The organism is Epilithonimonas tenax DSM 16811, assembly GCF_000428485.1.
In the GTDB taxonomy this organism is placed as follows: Bacteria; Bacteroidota; Bacteroidia; order Flavobacteriales; family Weeksellaceae; genus Epilithonimonas; species Epilithonimonas tenax.
The window spans coordinates 21900-38133 of sequence record NZ_AUAA01000025.1 but is presented as its reverse complement, the minus strand read 5'-3'; the positions used below and the strand labels follow the sequence as shown (position 1 = coordinate 38133).

The window sequence follows — 16234 nt, the reverse complement described above, 5'->3', positions numbered from 1 at the left end:
ATCAATAATTATTTAATTTTATGAATCTTTCAATCTTTTAACCATCATTATGGCAGCTTAATCCGTCCTCCGTTCCCGCTATTTTTTTTGCAGGCGTTTTTCAGATTAGCAGACGTTTGGTCCTGCAAAAAAAATGAGCTCCACTCAGGCCGGGCTGCAAACCTTCAGTTCCGGATGAAGACTTTAATATTCAAATACCTATGAAACAGATATATCAGCTTTACCTTTTAACAATCATCACCATAGCGGCCACTTCCTGCGCCGTTCGCCAAGCTGATTATGGTAAAAAAGCAAAAGATTTTGATACCAGGTCAACCATCAAAGACAGCATCATTCATACCTTCTATCTGGTAGGCGACGCCGGAAACCTAGACAAGGACGAGGCCTTCCAGAATATGAATATCCTGAAAGATTCACTTTCCAAAGCTTCCAAAAACAGCACACTGCTCTTCTTGGGTGATAATATCTATCCGAAAGGAATGCCGAAAAAAGACGACGAAAATAGAAAGCTCGCAGAGAAAAAATTGGACAACCAGATTTCTCTGGCCCATCATTTCTCAGGACAAACCATCTTTATCCCTGGTAACCACGATTGGTACAGCAACGGCATCAAAGGACTGAAAAGAGAAGAAGAATACATCACAGAAAAACTGAATGACAAATCTGCTTTTTCGCCAAGAAACGGCTGCCCGATAGAAACCAGAAAGATCAGTAAAAAACTCACCTTGATCCTCATAGATACAGAATGGGTTCTGGCAGACTGGAGCAAGAATCCTGGCATCAACGAAAAATGTGACATCAAAACACGCGAGGATTTTTACACAGAGTTAGAAGATCAGCTTAATAAAAATCAAAACAAAACCATTGTTGTGGCAACGCATCATCCGCTAATCACGCACGGTTCTCACGGTGGTTATTATTCTATGGAGAAGCAGATTTTTCCTTTAGAAAATAAAGTACCGCTACCGATTCTTGGTTCCATGATCAATTTGATACGGTCAACTGGCGGGGTAACGCATCAGGATATCAGCAATCAGAATTACAAAATGCTGTCAGACCGCATCAAAACATTGATCAGCGGTAGAAAAAATGTAGTCGTAGTCTCTGGTCACGACCATAATTTGCAGTACATAGAGCAGAATGACATCCGGCAGATCATCAGCGGAGCGGGATCCAAAACCGAGGCGGCGAAAGCTGTTGGTACCAATGATTTTTCTTTTGGAGAAAATGGCTACGCAGAACTTAAAATATCAAAATCAGGCAATGCAGAAGTGAGCTATTTTAGTTTAAAGCCAAACAAATCAGATCTGCTTTTTAGAAAAACAGTTTTGGGAAAAGAAGAAAAACCAGCTAAAAATTACCCGGAAAATTTCCCTCAAAATTCGGAAGCTTCTGTCTACGATTCTGTGATGACGAAGAAGAATAAATTTTATGAATATCTGTGGGGAAAACATTACCGTGACTATTATTCCAGAAAGATCAATGTAAAAAATCTCACACTGGATACGCTTTTCGGAGGTGTGAAAACGGATAGAGCGGGAGGCGGACACCAAACCAAATCTTTGCGACTGGAAACCAAAAACGGGGAAGAATATGTGATTCGTGCGCTCAAGAAAAGTGGTGTGAGATTTCTGCAAGCGGTCGCTTTTAAAAATCAGTACGTGATCGATGATTTTTCTGGTAGTTATGCAGATCAATTTCTGCTGGATTTTTACACGACATCTCATCCTTATACACCTTTGGTCATCGGAGATATGTCTGATAAATTGGGAATCCGCCATACCACGCCACATCTTTTTTATATTCCGAAACAGAAAACGCTCAATAATTTTAATGACACTTTCGGTGATGAATTGTATTATCTGGAAGACCGACCGATGGAAACGGATGACAACCCAAACAAAGTCTTGGGTACGGATGAAGTAATCCTTAATATCACCAAAGACGAAAAATATAAAATTGATGAAAAAGCGTGGATCAAAGCGCGTTTGTTTGATATGCTGATTGGCGATTGGGACAGGCATCACGACCAGTGGAAATTCGAAGAGAAAAAGGAAAATGGAAATGTAATCTACCGTCCTATCCCAAAAGACAGAGATCAGGCTTTTGCAAAATATGACGGCTTCATCACAGGAATTCTCATGGAGTTTCCCGAGCTGAAACATATGCAAACCTTTGACAGCGAGATAGAAAGTGTGAAATGGTTCAACCGTGAGCCTTATCCTTTGGATCTTGTGTTTGCAAAAAATTCTGTACAAAAAGATTGGCTGGCAGAGGCGGCATTTATTCAGAATCATTTATCGGAAAAAGACATTAGGGAAGCTTTCAAAAATCTGCCAAAGGAAGTTCAGGATCCGGTTTCGGAAGATTTGATTCAGAAATTACTGATCAGAAAAAAGGATTTGCAAAAATACGCTTCACAGTATTTCAGAATCTTGCAGGAAAAAGTGATCCTGACAGGAACGGGCAAAAAAGACAAATTTGTCATCACCAGATTACCAAATGATGAGACTGAAATCAGAATCTACCGCTTGAAAAAATCGGGGGAAGAGTTGGCGTCTTCCAAAATCTATTCTGGAAAGATCACCACCGAGATCTTACTGTACGGGCTGGATGACGATGATGAATTTGTGGTGGAAGGCCAACAAAAATCCAGCATCAGAATTGGACTCTTAGGAGGTTTGGATTATGATAAATACGTAGTTTCTAATGCTCAAAAGGTAAAAATTTATGATTATAAAAGCAAAAAAAATAATTTTGATAACAGAGGGAATGCAAGCCTGTTTTTAACAGACGATTACCATGTTAACCAGTACAATTACAGGACTCCAAAATACCATGTTTTCACCACCTATCTTAATTTTGGTTTCAACCCTGATGATGCATTGGCGGTGGGTTTCAATGCGGATTACACGGTCAATGATTTTATCAGAAATCCCTATTCCCAGAAACACCATTTCCTTGCTAATTATTTCTCAGGATCAGGAGGTTATGAGTTAGCTTATCAGGGTCTGTTTCCTGCCTTGACAGGCGGCTGGTTCTATGGTTTGGACACAAGAGTTACAAGTTCACACTATATCCGGAATTTTTACGGAATCGGCAACAGATCCACCAATCCAAAAGACGAATCTGGTGAAAGATTCAATAACGTAAGAGCAAGAGAATTTGCGTTTTCGCCGTCTATCAACTGGAACAAAAATGCAGCAACATTCTCAGCAAAACTGAATTACGAAATTCTGAAAATTGCGAAAACAGAAAACCGCTATATTTCTTTACCAGGCGTGGTGAACAATGATGTTTTCAACGCCAAACATTTTGGTGGCGCAGATGTTTCTTTTGTTTACGAGAATTATGACAACAAAGCGAATCCAAAACAAGGTATCAAATTCGATATCAAAACGGTTTACAACATCAATCTGAAAGATACAGACCGCCAATATGCATCATTGGAAACAGGACTTGGTTTTCTGCATTATTTGACCAATAATCAGAAATTGGTCTGGTCTTCTTATGCGAAAGCAAAATGGCTTCTGGGCGATGATTATGAGTTCTATCAGATGGCAACTTTGGGCGGAAATACAGATTTGAGAGGCTTCTCTTTCAACCGTTTTTATGGCAAGAATTCTTTCTATCAAACCTCGGATCTACGCTTAGAAGTAGGGAAGATCAAAAACTCAATTTTGCCTCTGACTTACGGGTTTTTTGGTGGATTTGATGTTGGTAGAGTTTGGATCCCGAACGAGTATTCCAAAAAATGGCACAACGCCTACGGCGGTGGTTTCTGGCTGAATGCCGTAGACGCAATATCCGTGAATATGTCTTATTTCAACTCTTCCGACGGTGGCAGATTGGTTGTGGGAATTGGCGGAACTTTTTAAAATCATTAGGGCAGCTATTCCGCCTTCCGTTCCCGCTTTTTTGTCATTGCGGACCTCTTGAAGCCATCATGAGAGAGCCATTCTACCATCGCAATGACAAAAAGAGCTCCACTCAAGTCGGGCTGCAGCTGCGCAAAGTTTGAACCTTTATTATAAAATGAATGAGGATGAAATTGATCTTTTTTCCATGTTACTTCAATCTCAATTCATAAAGATTACCAGTTATTTTCTTATCGCCTTCATCGGTCATTAGGATCGTGTTTTCATCTTTGAAACAAAGGCCTTCTTTCTGGGTGTGGTGATTCAGTTCGATTTTTTCTACGTTTCCTGATAAGAAATTATCGCCCTTCCAATTCGTGAAGATCCAGACTTTATCAGAACTGAGAATCGCGATTTTATCTTTATTGGGACTAATGTCAGCACTCGTCACAGCACAGTGGTTGAACTGGTCGCAAGTCACAAAACTGCCGATTTTCTTTGCGGGTAATTTCTGAAGTGGGTTGTTTTCAACCTCGTAAAGAACCGTCGTTCCATCAAATTTTGAACTGCGGTTCTTCGTAAAAAGATAGAATTTATTTTTAAAGATAAAAAATGATTCCACATCAAAGATCCGGTCTTTTTTCTTCGGCGGAAATTCTGTTTGTTCCGGATAATAAAACTGAACGATAAACTGTGCTTGCGCCTCGTTTTTATCCAGATCTGCGGCGTTTATTTTATAGATCCCAAGGTTTTGACGGTCGTTATCATTATTTCCAAAATCACCAATGTAGATGTTGCCTTCATCATCAGAAGTGAGATCTTCCCAATCATTATTTTCAACATTGGTGATGGTGATTTCCTTCATCAATTCTCCTGTTTCATTGAAGCCAAAAAGAATATGATGGTTGTGATGGTCCTCGATGGTCCAGATCAGTGGTGATGCTTTCGAGATTTCCGCAGCCGATGCTTCTTTCAGTTTTGCTGGAAGCGGAGCAATTGTAGAAAAATTCTCCTGAGTCTGTGAGCAGGAAAACGTGATGCATAGCATTGCTAATAAGGAAAATACTTTCATGGGTTGAAATTAATAAAAATTAAGCAAAATGAATTACAAAAATTACAAAGAGCAAATCATGCAGATCAAAAACAGCTTATTATAAGCTGCAAAAGAAAACTAAGATTTTGTTTTATTTATTGAAAATATATTCAGTAAAAACAAAGATATTGAGATTTATTTTAAGAAGTATAATCGATTTTAATGAGATTAATAGAAGCTTGTTTGGTGCAAATATAAAAAAAGGTATTTTTTCGCAAAATCATCTGATTTCAATGCGTTTTGTCTTAGAGTTTACTTTTTTTAACGTTAAGATAATTTTTTTAAGTGTGATTAAAATCGCTTTTGTGGTGTAGAAGTAAAAAATGCGCAGTCAAAAAAGCTGCGCATTTATATTTAGAAATTAAGATTCTTAAAGGATCAACATCGCGTCTCCGTAAGAGTAGAATTTGTAACCTTCTTTGATTGCTTCTTCGTAAGCTCTCATCACAAAATCTTTGTTCGCAAAGGCTGCGATCATCATAATTAAGGTAGATTTCGGTGTGTGGAAATTGGTGATCATGGCGTTTGCAACTCCAAAATCGTGAGGCGGATAGATAAATTTATTCGTCCATCCTCTGTAAGCGGAGATCTTTTTGTTAGAAGAAACAGACGTTTCCAAAGCTCTCATTGTCGTTGTACCAACGGCACATACTCTGCGTCCTTCTTCAACAGCTCTGTTGATGATCTCTGCGTTTTTCTCATCGATGATGGCTTCCTCAGATTCCATTTTGTGTTTAGATAGATCTTCCACTTCGATTGGGTTAAAAGTGCCCAAACCAACGTGCAGCGTGATCTCAGCAAAATCAATGCCTTTGATCTCCAATCTTTTCATCAGATGTTTTGAGAAATGCAGACCAGCAGTAGGAGCCGCAACAGCACCTTCTACTTTGGCGTAGATCGTCTGGTATCTTTCAGCATCTTCTGGCTCCACTTCTCTTTTGATATATTTTGGAAGAGGTGTTTCACCCAGTTCTGTCAGTTTTGTACGGAATTCTTCGTAAGAACCGTCGAATAGGAATCTTAAAGTTCTTCCTCTTGAAGTCGTATTGTCAATCACTTCAGCCACTAGAGATTCATCCTCGGTAAAGAATAATTTGTTACCGATTCTGATTTTTCTTGCCGGATCAACCAATACATCCCAAACACGTGTTTCACGATCCAATTCTCTCAGTAAGAAAACCTCGATCTTGGCACCTGTTTTTTCTTTGTTTCCAAATAATCTTGCAGGGAAAACTTTGGTATTGTTGAAGATGAAAAGATCTTTCTCATCAAAATAATCGATCACATCTTTGAATAAGCGGTGGGTGATGGTTTCAGTTTTTCTGTCAAGTACCATCAATCTCGCTTCGTCGCGGTTTTCTGATGGGTGCTCAGCCAGCAATTCAGCTGGTAAATCGAAATTAAAATCTGATGTTTTCATAAAATTTACGGATTTTATTGTGTTAGGCAGGAAAAAGCCTGCGGTTAATTTTTAGGATTGCAAAGATACAACATTAGAAAGCCTTTGTCAAGTGATTCTGGATTTTTGAAAAATTGAATTGATGACATTTGGATTTATTTGAGATTTTTTTTGGAAAATTAGTAATGTTATTTGGTGTTTTCTACAAAAAACATTTAATTTAGTGCATTTAAAAGTTGCTATCGCCAATTAATTTGCTTTGTTATGAGTATTGAAAACGAAAATCCTGAAATCGAAAAATCAAATTCTGAGATCCATTCTGCTGAAAATCAACCAGTAGAAGTGGTAGCTAAGGAAGAAGTTTCGGAAATTGAAAATCCAAAGTCTGAGGTTGCTGAAACAGAATCAGCAGAACGTGTGACTGCAGAAGAAAATCTTGCAACTGAGACTGAGACTGAAACTGAACACCAGGACATCGACATTGCAGAAGAAAACTATGCTGATCTTTCTTTAAAAGAAACTTTGGACCAAATGGAAACTATCGTCAACAAAGATGATGCTCATTCGTTAGCAAAAAAATTCAGTGCGCTTCGAGATCAAGCAAATCATAAGGTAGCGGACGAGGTTGAGGATAAGAAGCACGAATTTTTGGAACAAGGGAATGCGGAAGAGCATTTTGAATATCATCATCCACAAGCTTCAAAATTATCTGCGCTGATCCATATTTTTAGAGAAAAACAGGATAGATTTCACAAGTCTCAGGAAGCAGATCATCAGAAAAATCTGGATGAGAGATTAGCAATCATAGAAAGGCTTAAGAACCTGTATTCCAATTCTGAGCCAGGTATTAATCTTTTCAAATCAATCAGAGAGATCAAAGAAGCCTGGGGCAATGCCGGTCAGGTTGCGAAATCCGAATTCAAAAATCTGAATAACAATTATTTCCACCATCTGAAGATGTTCAATGAGATGTTGGATCTGAACAAAGAATTCCTTGAGCAGGAATTTGCTCATAATCTGGAAAAAAGACAACATATCATTTCAAGAGCCAAAGAATTGCTTGACGAAAAAGTAGTTCAAAAAGCATTGAATGAATTACAATATCTGCACAAACTTTGGAAAGAAGAAGCAGAACCGGTTGCAGAGGAGTTTCGTGAGAAAACCTGGGAAGAGTTCAAAGAAGTTTCCAATAAAATCCACGAAAGAAAATCCGAATTGATTGCAGTGATAGAAACTGAGCAACTGGAAAACTTGGAGAAGAAAACCAAAATTATCCAAGCGCTGAAAACGCTTGCAAAGCCAGAATCTATCAACCATACTTATTGGCAACAAGCGATAAAAAGGGTAGAAGATCTGCGTGCTGAGTTCCTCAAATTGGGACCTGTCCCTAAGAAAGTTTCGAATCAGAACTGGACAGATTTCAAGGTGGTTTTGAGAGAATTCAATACCGGGAAAAATGATTTCTACAAAAATCTGAAAGGTTCACAAATTCATAACCTTGAAGCTAAGCAAAACTTAATAAAAACAGCTCAGGACAATATGAATTCTGAAGATTGGGACGTTGTAGTTCCACTTTTCAAAAAACTTCAGGAAGATTGGAAAACAATCGGTCACGTTCCTAGAAGTCAGGCGAATAAGGTTTGGGACGATTTCCGTGATGCTTGTAATACGTTCTTCAAAAATTACAGAGAGAAAAATAACGCAACAGGCGATAACTGGAAAGAAAATTATAAAAGCAAAAAAGCACTTCTGGAGGACTTAAAAGTTTTGACAGACGAAGAAGGTTCTGTTGAAAAAATTGAAAATATCAAAAATGCCTGGAACGCTGTTGGTAAAGTACCGAAAGATAAATTGTCCATCAATACAGAGTTTAATAAAACGCTGAGAGAGAAACTGAAACTCAATAAAATCAATGAGTTTGACTTGAAAGAGGAAAACCTTTCTGAAAGTCAGTTGACGGATAAAGCGAGAAAGATCAAGAATCAAGTGGCGGATCTGGAATCAGAGATCGTTCAGCTGGAAAATAACTTATCATTCTTTGGAACTGCAAAACGCGACAATCCATTATTGAAAGATACTTATGATAAATTGGACAGTAAAAAAGAACAATTGGAAAGTTTGAAGCTTAGTCTTCACAATATTATTGCTGGAGAATAATCTTAATTTTTTGTTTTAATCATATCAATCCCCTTTTAAACAGGGGATTTTTTTTATTTGTATTTTGAGTGTAAATCAATATTAATATTCAAATCCAAAAAAATAAAAGAATTCTTATAAAAAAATGATATTTTTATCACCCGCTACCAAAAACTGTTGTATGTTGAAAAAATACGTCTTTACATTATCTATTTTCCCTTTTTTGTTAAGTGCACAAGCACCTGCAGACTACTATTCCGGGACAGAAAGTTTGACCGGTTATGCTTTGAAAACCAAGCTTCACGATATCATTTCGACCAAAGTTTATACGTACCATTATGATGATCTGAAAACGACGGTCAACCAGACAGATTTGGATACATATTATGAAAAGGATGGGACTATTTTGGATATCTACTCAGAGATCCCAACTGGTCCCGATGCATACAGTTACACAAGTTCCAATATCATTGGAAGTGCTAATTCAGAAGGTCTGGGGTGGAATCGGGAACATATGATGCCTCAAAGCTCTTTCAATAGTGCATATCCTATGTATTCTGATCTTTTTTTTGTAGTTCCTACGGATGCTAGGATCAACCAGTTACGGAGCAATTATCCGTACGGAAAAGCAGGTTCTACAGTGTATTATAATTTTACAAACGGCTCCAGGCAGGCTTCTAACGGAACACCTAATGCCAGTTATACAGGGAGGGTTTACGAGCCTATAGACGAGTTCAAAGGTGATGTTGCTAGAACCCTTTTGTATTTTGCAGTGCGGTATGAAGGGAAGTTGGGAAGTTTCAATTTCAGTACCAATGTGGATCCTACGAAAGATCAAAATCCTCTGGACGGAACCGAGGAGAAGGCTTATGAGAATTGGTATATGGCCATGTTGCTCAGCTGGCATCAGCAGGATCCTGTGTCGCAAAGAGAGATGGATCGTAATAACGCCGTGTACAGTCTTCAGAAAAATAGAAATCCTTTTATAGATCATCCGGAATGGATTGGTTCAATTTGGAATCAGACGTCAGATAATGTGGCTCCGTCTGCAGCTTCTTCATTGTTGCTGGCCAGAAATTCGGCGTATTTTGTAAACTTAACTTGGCTTGCAAATTCAGAATCGGATGTGATTGGTTATAAAATTTATCAGGACAACATCTTGGTCGCAACATCTAAGACCAATTCGGTTTCTATTGATCAATTAACTCCCGGAACCTCTTACAACTTTACTGTAAAGGCTTACGATAATGCTAATTTCGAAAGTCCACAAAGCAATACGTTGAACGTGACAACTTTGACAACAGATGTCTTTGCAAAGGACTTACAAATCATCAAATATCTTGAAGGAACAGGAAATAACAAAGCTTTGGAAATTGCCAACAGAACCGGTCATTCTATTGATCTAGACAAATACAAATTAGGAATTCAATTAAAAATTTCCAATTATTTCTTTGCGGAAGCATCAGAATTAGAAGGGGAAATTGAACATAATCAAAGCTTTGTAGTCATCAACCCTAATGCGAATTTTACTTGTTTCAATGTCTCTAATGCAAAATTTGTGACTGCCGCACCTGCGCTTACGTTTACGGGCAGTAATTATGTTGAATTATCTTACAAATCTACCACAATTGATGCGATCGGGACTAAAGGTGTTGACAATACAAACGCTAACAGATCTCTGTACAGAAACTCAAATGTCAAAAACCCTACAGCAACATTTGACCTTGCAGAATGGACCAGCTATGCATCAGATTATTGCCTTAATTTAGGAACCTTGGCAGTTGGAGATATCGCAAATAAAACAACTTATTTTAATATTTATCCAAATCCGGTTGCAGATATTCTCAATATCAATGGAGATGTCAGTCAAGCTAAGTCTGTGAAAATATATGATGTTTCGGGTCAATTAATTAAAGATCTTACCCACCCATTTGTAAACCGAAGATCAATAAACGTTCAGTCGTTATTACCCAATACCTATCTTCTGAACATCGATGGCAAATCGATAAAGTTTATTAAAAAATAGAACATCACAATAATAAGTACAGAACTCCTTTTTTCACGAAATGAGTTTTTTATTTTTCCATGATTTGGGCAGCTCAATCCGCCTTCCACTCCCAATCTTTTTTGTGTTAGCTTCGACAGGCTCAGCCAACACAAAAAAGGATTTCCGTTCAAGTCGGGCTGCAGATTCAGCGTTTTATTTGGAATTAATTTAGAAATAATGCCATCGTTTTTATCCATTTAGATTTAACAAATAATTTCGTAAATTTGTACATAAATCTAACAGTAAAAAGTTTAAATGGAAATCGTAAGATTCGCGAATTCTATTTAAAAAAAATGAAAGTCATTATGAGTCAAAAGAAAGAAATGCTTTACGAAGGTAAGGCTAAACAGGTTTTCGCTACAGACAAACCTGATGAAGTTGTTGTACGTTACAAAGATGATGCTACAGCCTTCAACGCACAAAAACGCGGACAGTTCGATAGAAAAGGCGAACTGAACAATGCCATTTCTACACTTATTTTTGGATATCTTGCAGACAAGGGAATCCCAACACACTTCATCGCAAAACTGGATGACAGAGAGCAACTCGTGAAAAAAGTGGACATTATTCCTTTGGAAATGGTTGTTCGTAACTATGTGGCGGGAAGTATGGCTCAAAGATTGGGCGTAGAAGAAGGACTGAAGTCACCAGTCACCATTTTTGATCTTTGTTATAAAAGAGATGATCTGGGAGATCCATTAATCAATGATCATCATGCCGTTTTCTTAGGAGCAGCCACTTACGGTGAGCTTAATGAGATGTATGCGCTGACAGATAAGATCAACCAGCTTCTGATCGATCTATTTGATAAAGCCAATGTCATCCTTGTAGATTTCAAAATAGAACTGGGGAAGACTTCTGACGGCAAGATCGTTTTAGCAGATGAGATTTCTCCTGACACTTGCAGGCTCTGGGACAAAGATACAATGAAGAAGCTGGATAAAGACAGATTCAGAAGAGATCTGGGCGAGATCACAGAAGCTTATGTGGAGATTTTCGACAGATTACAAACGGCTTTAGCTAAATAATCCAAAAACCAAAAAAATGGATTTAGAATTTCAAGAATATAGCACATTACCGAAATATGCTTTCCAAAATCGCTATCAGGAATTCGAAGAAACCAAACATCTTTCCAAAGAAGAAAAGGAAGAGCACTATCCTTTCGATAAAATGGAAGAGGAATGTGGGGTTTTTGGATTGCATTCAACAGAAAATCAGGATACATTTTCGCTTTCGCAATTCGGACTTTTTGCCTTACAGCACCGTGGCCAGGAAGCTTGTGGGATTGCCGTTGGAAACAACGGAAAAATCCATTCTGTAAAAGATGAAGGTCTGGTTTTGGATGTGTTCAAATCGATAGAAGATCCGCAGCAATATATGGGAAGTACCGTTATTGGTCACACCAGATATACCACTGCAGGAGATAAAAAGAAATATAACTTTCAGCCCTTTTTTGCAAAGAATGAGTATGATCAGATCATTCTTTCCATTGCACACAACGGGAATTTGACCAACGCAAAACAACTTAGAAAAGAATTGGAAGACGAAGGCGTGGTTTTCCGTGCAACGTCTGACACCGAGGTCATTCTGAGATTGATTCAGAAAAATCTTGATCTTGGCCTTCGTGGCGCAATCAAAGCCACGATGGAAAAGATAGAAGGTGCCTATTCTGTAGTCGGAATTACAAGAAACAAATTTTTTGCTTTTCGTGATTTCAACGGGATCAGGCCTTTGGTCCTTGGTGCAATTGATGAGAATACCTTTGTTGTAGCATCAGAAAGTTGTGCTTTGGATGGCGTAGGAGCGCAATATGTGCGAGATGTTCTACCGGGCGAAATTATTTATACCAGCGACAACGAAGAAGGTTTGCAGTCATATATTGTAAAAGATGATTGCGTCAACAAGATCTGTGCTTTCGAATATATTTATTTTGCAAGACCGGATTCCACTTTGGAGGGTATCAACGTTCACGAGGTACGCGAGAAATCCGGGATGAAAATTTGGGAACAAGCACCGGTAGAGGCCGATATTGTCATTGGCGTTCCGGATTCTGGCGTTCCGGCTGCGATTGGATTTTCCAAAGCTTCAGGCATTCCCTTCAGACCGGTTTTGATCAAAAATCGCTATATTGGAAGATCATTCATTATTCCGTCTCAGGAGATGAGAGAACATCTGGTCAACCTAAAACTAAACCCGATCGTTTCGGAGATCAAAGGCAAAAGAGTCGTCATCATCGATGATTCTATCGTTCGTGGAACCACATCAAAGCGTTTGGTCAAAATCCTGAAAAATGCAGGCGTAAAGGAAATCCACTTCAGAAGTGTGTCTCCGCCCATTATTGCACCGTGCTTTCTGGGGATTGATACGCCAACGAAAGATGACCTGATCTCAGCGAATATGAATAAAGAAGAACTGAGAAAATATCTGGATGTTGACAGTTTGGAATTTCTAAGTGTCGATAACCTGATCAGTATTTTAGGTTCTCCCAACCATTGTTTCGGTTGTTTTACAGAGAAATATCCAGTGAAAAGCCCAGACGAATTAGCATTCGTGGATCAAGGTGACTAGAATGGGCGTAGGTTGAACCTCGGCTTGAGGTTTGGGCAGCTGTTCCGCCTTCCGTTCCCGCTTTTTTGTCATTGCAAAGGAGATTTGCCAATAGGTTGAGCTTTTCTACAATCGCAATCACAAAAAGAGCTCCACTCAAGTCGGGCTGCAGATTGGTACATCAAATTAAGATACAAGATCAATTGGACCCAAGTCCTGTTGTTAAAATCACCAAAACAATTTGTTTTGGTGATTTTTTTTTGGCATTGGTGTCCTATCCAAAAAACAAAAAACCCCAACCGAAGTTGGGGTAAAAACTAATAACCATGAAAACTCAAATTAAACATGAGAATCGAATATTAACTAGCAAATGTTATGCCAAAAAATATCTTTTCCCAGAAAAGAATTTCCGAGGACAAATTTAATGAAAAAATATTGTAAATTTGCAAGACTTTAAAATAAAATAAAAAATAATGTCAGGAAAAATCACATTTACTATGATCAAGCCAGATGCAGTAGCAGATGGACACATTGGTGCGATCCTTGGAAAAATCAGTGAGGCTGGTTTTAAAATCAAAGCTTTGAAATTGACGCAACTTACTGTTGCTGATGCAAAAAAATTCTACGAAGTACACTCAGAAAGACCTTTCTACGGAGAATTGGTAGATTTTATGTCTTCAGGACCTATCGTAGCAGCTGTTTTGGAAAAAGACAACGCTGTAGCAGATTTCAGAACTACAATTGGTGCGACCAATCCTGCTGAAGCGGCTGAAGGAACCATCAGAAAGCTTTTCGCTAGAAGCATTGGAGAAAATGCAGTTCACGGCTCTGATTCAGACGAGAATGCATTGATCGAGGCGCAATTCCATTTTTCTGGAAGAGAGATGTTCTAAGCGCTTCCGAAAATTAAATATAAGAATAGGCTATCAAAACTGATAGCCTATTTTTTTTGTGGTATTTTGTCTATAGCCCCGATGGTAACGGCATCCTTTTTATTTTTTTTCTCTAATTGATGGTCTATGGATGACAAATCTTGTGAAAAAATAAAAAGATATAGTGAACAGCGGGATTAAGCTCCTAAATAATTTAGAATTTCAAAAGTTCAATCGTTCTCTCGGGATCTTGAGACGAGAAAACGGCATTTCCTGCCACCAAAACATCGGCTCCAGCATCAAATAGCTTGGAAGCGTTGTCGAGATTCACACCACCATCAACCTGGATCAAAGCGGTTGAGTTGTTACTTAGAATCAAATCTTTGGTTTCACTGATTTTTTTATAGGTGTTTTCTATGAATTTTTGTCCACCAAAACCTGGATTGACACTCATCAGTAGAACCAAATCCACGTCCGCAATAATATCTTCCAACATTAAAACCGGCGTTGCAGGATTCAGGACAACGCCAGCTTTTGCGCCTTTGCTCTGGATGAGGTGAATGGTTCTGTGAAGGTGGGTGCAGGCTTCATAATGAACGGAAACCAGATCTGCTCCCAGGTCTATAAATTCTTCCACATATTTTTCCGGCTCCACAATCATCAGGTGAACATCCACAAATTTCTTAGCGTGTTGCTGAACGGTTTTCATCACGGGAAAGCCGAATGAAATGTTTGGGACAAATCTGCCGTCCATCACATCAACGTGGAACCAGTCTGCCTGGGAATTGTTCAGCATCTCGATATCTCTCTGGAGATTTCCAAAATCTGCGGAAAGTAGGGAAGGTGCGATGAGTTTTGTTTTCATTTTTACTTTATTTTTTATTTCTAAAATGGATTGACAACTAAGAAATAATAAAGGAAAATGCTTCCAAATATTATTGCTTCTATGATTGCTAATTTTATATTATTAATCAATCTGACTAATAATCTGTCAATTATAAGCAGTCCTAATGGAACGATGCTGAAAATTGCCAGCATTTCAATCATCATATAATCTGCAGAACCAAGCTTTGGAGGGATTACCAATTTATATATACTTAGCAAGATTAAAAAAATAAAAAATAATGCCGTTGAAGTGGATATAAAAGTTGGTTTGCGGGTCAAATGATGTAACAAATCCTTTATATTAATGATATTTTAGTTTCATATCAGGTTTGATTTCTAACAAAGTTTCGTAGATCAATTTGATGACATTGCTGACGTCTTCTTTGGAAACCATTTCTACCGTGGTGTGCATATATCGCAAAGGCAAAGAGATTAATGCGCTTGGAACACCACCGTTGGAATGGGCGAAAGCATCTGTATCTGTTCCTGTTGCTCTGCTGGCGGCTGCTCTTTGGAAAGGGATTTCTTTTGCTTTTGCTGTGTCAATTATGAGTTCTCGAATCGTATGGTGAACGCTTGGTGCAAAGAAAACAACCGGTCCGTCGCCACATTTTTGGTCGCCCTCTTTTTTCTTTTCGATCATTGGCGTTGTAGTGTCGTGGGTGACATCTGTCACAATAGCAATGTTTGGTTTGATGGTGTCAGCAATCATGTCTGCGCCATAAAGTCCAACTTCTTCCTGAACCGAGTTTGTGATATAAAGACCAAAAGGTAATTTCTTTTTGTTTTCTTTCAAAAGTCTGGCAACTTCTGCAATCATAAAGCCACCTATTCTATTGTCCAAGGCTCTGCAGACAAAATATCTGTCATTGAGTTCAAAAAACTCATCGGGGTAAGTAATCATACAGCCAACGAAAATTCCTAATTCTTCAACTTCTTTTTTGGATGTTGCACCACAATCAATGAAGATGTTGTCAATCTTCGGGGTTGGTTCGTTCTGATTGGCGCTCCTGGTGTGGATTGCAGGCCAGCCAAAAACCCCTTTTACGACGCCTTTTTCCCCGTGGATGTTCACTACTTTTGAAGGTGCAATCGTCTGATCCGAACCGCCGTTTCTGATCACGTAAATCAATCCGTCATCAGTGATGTAATTGACGTACCAAGATATTTCGTCTGCATGAGCTTCTATGACTACTTTGAAGTCGGCCTCGGGATTGATGATACCGTACGCAGTTCCATAATGATCTACTTCAATGTTGTCCACGTAAGGTTTGATGTAATCCATCCAGACTCTTTGTCCTTGGTGCTCATAACCAGTAGGAGAGGCGGTGTTGAGATATTGTTCTAAAAATTTAATTGATTTCTTTTCGAATTTCATATCGATTGGGAATGATTTTT

Annotated in this window: 9 protein-coding genes and 2 pseudogenes; 7 read left to right on the top strand and 4 right to left on the bottom strand. The window is 38.6% G+C overall.

What is annotated here, in order from left to right:
• Window positions 1–200: 200 nt before the first annotated feature.
• The gene (locus tag F564_RS0112135; protein ID WP_051259661.1) at window positions 201–3878 is read left to right on the top strand and encodes a metallophosphoesterase; all 3678 of its coding nucleotides are present in this window, start codon (window positions 201–203) and stop codon (window positions 3876–3878) included.
• Window positions 3879–4068: 190 nt separating this feature from the next.
• Here the strand turns inward: F564_RS0112135 and F564_RS0112130 are convergent, their stop codons facing one another.
• Together F564_RS0112130 and queA are read right to left on the bottom strand one after the other, a co-directional pair.
• Window positions 4069–4929, bottom strand: coding sequence for a hypothetical protein (locus tag F564_RS0112130; RefSeq protein WP_028122889.1), 861 nt, complete (start codon window positions 4927–4929; stop codon window positions 4069–4071).
• Window positions 4930–5320: 391 nt separating this feature from the next.
• The gene (gene queA, locus F564_RS0112125) at window positions 5321–6370 is read right to left on the bottom strand and encodes a tRNA preQ1(34) S-adenosylmethionine ribosyltransferase-isomerase QueA (RefSeq protein ID WP_028122888.1); all 1050 of its coding nucleotides are present in this window, start codon (window positions 6368–6370) and stop codon (window positions 5321–5323) included.
• A gap of 243 nt (window positions 6371–6613) precedes the next feature.
• On the opposite strand from queA, the pseudogene F564_RS0112120 reads away from it, so the two are divergent.
• The 6 genes and pseudogenes from F564_RS0112120 to F564_RS0112090 all read left to right on the top strand — a co-directional run.
• Window positions 6614–7960 (top strand): annotated as a pseudogene (locus tag F564_RS0112120) (DUF349 domain-containing protein); the annotation flags it as partial.
• Window positions 7961–8047: 87 nt separating this feature from the next.
• Window positions 8048–8506: pseudogene (locus F564_RS21225) on the top strand (DUF349 domain-containing protein); the annotation flags it as partial.
• Between the two features lie 160 nt (window positions 8507–8666).
• Entirely contained in the window at window positions 8667–10511 is a 1845-nt protein-coding gene (locus F564_RS0112115; RefSeq protein ID WP_154656864.1) for an endonuclease, read from the top strand.
• Between the two features lie 326 nt (window positions 10512–10837).
• Entirely contained in the window at window positions 10838–11560 is a 723-nt protein-coding gene (gene purC, locus F564_RS0112105; protein ID WP_028122884.1) for a phosphoribosylaminoimidazolesuccinocarboxamide synthase, read from the top strand.
• 16 nt (window positions 11561–11576) lie between these two features.
• Complete coding sequence (gene purF, locus F564_RS0112100) at window positions 11577–13100, top strand: amidophosphoribosyltransferase (protein WP_028122883.1); 1524 nt, start codon at window positions 11577–11579, stop codon at window positions 13098–13100.
• Between the two features lie 452 nt (window positions 13101–13552).
• The gene (locus F564_RS0112090; protein WP_028122881.1) at window positions 13553–13972 is read left to right on the top strand and encodes a nucleoside-diphosphate kinase; all 420 of its coding nucleotides are present in this window, start codon (window positions 13553–13555) and stop codon (window positions 13970–13972) included.
• A 193-nt stretch (window positions 13973–14165) separates the two neighbouring features.
• Here the strand turns inward: F564_RS0112090 and rpe are convergent, their stop codons facing one another.
• The gene (gene rpe / locus F564_RS0112085; RefSeq protein WP_028122880.1) at window positions 14166–14816 is read right to left on the bottom strand and encodes a ribulose-phosphate 3-epimerase; all 651 of its coding nucleotides are present in this window, start codon (window positions 14814–14816) and stop codon (window positions 14166–14168) included.
• A gap of 321 nt (window positions 14817–15137) precedes the next feature.
• Complete coding sequence (chrP, locus tag F564_RS0112075; protein ID WP_028122878.1) at window positions 15138–16214, bottom strand: chryseobasin maturation metalloprotease ChrP; 1077 nt, start codon at window positions 16212–16214, stop codon at window positions 15138–15140.
• Window positions 16215–16234: the final 20 nt, after the last annotated feature.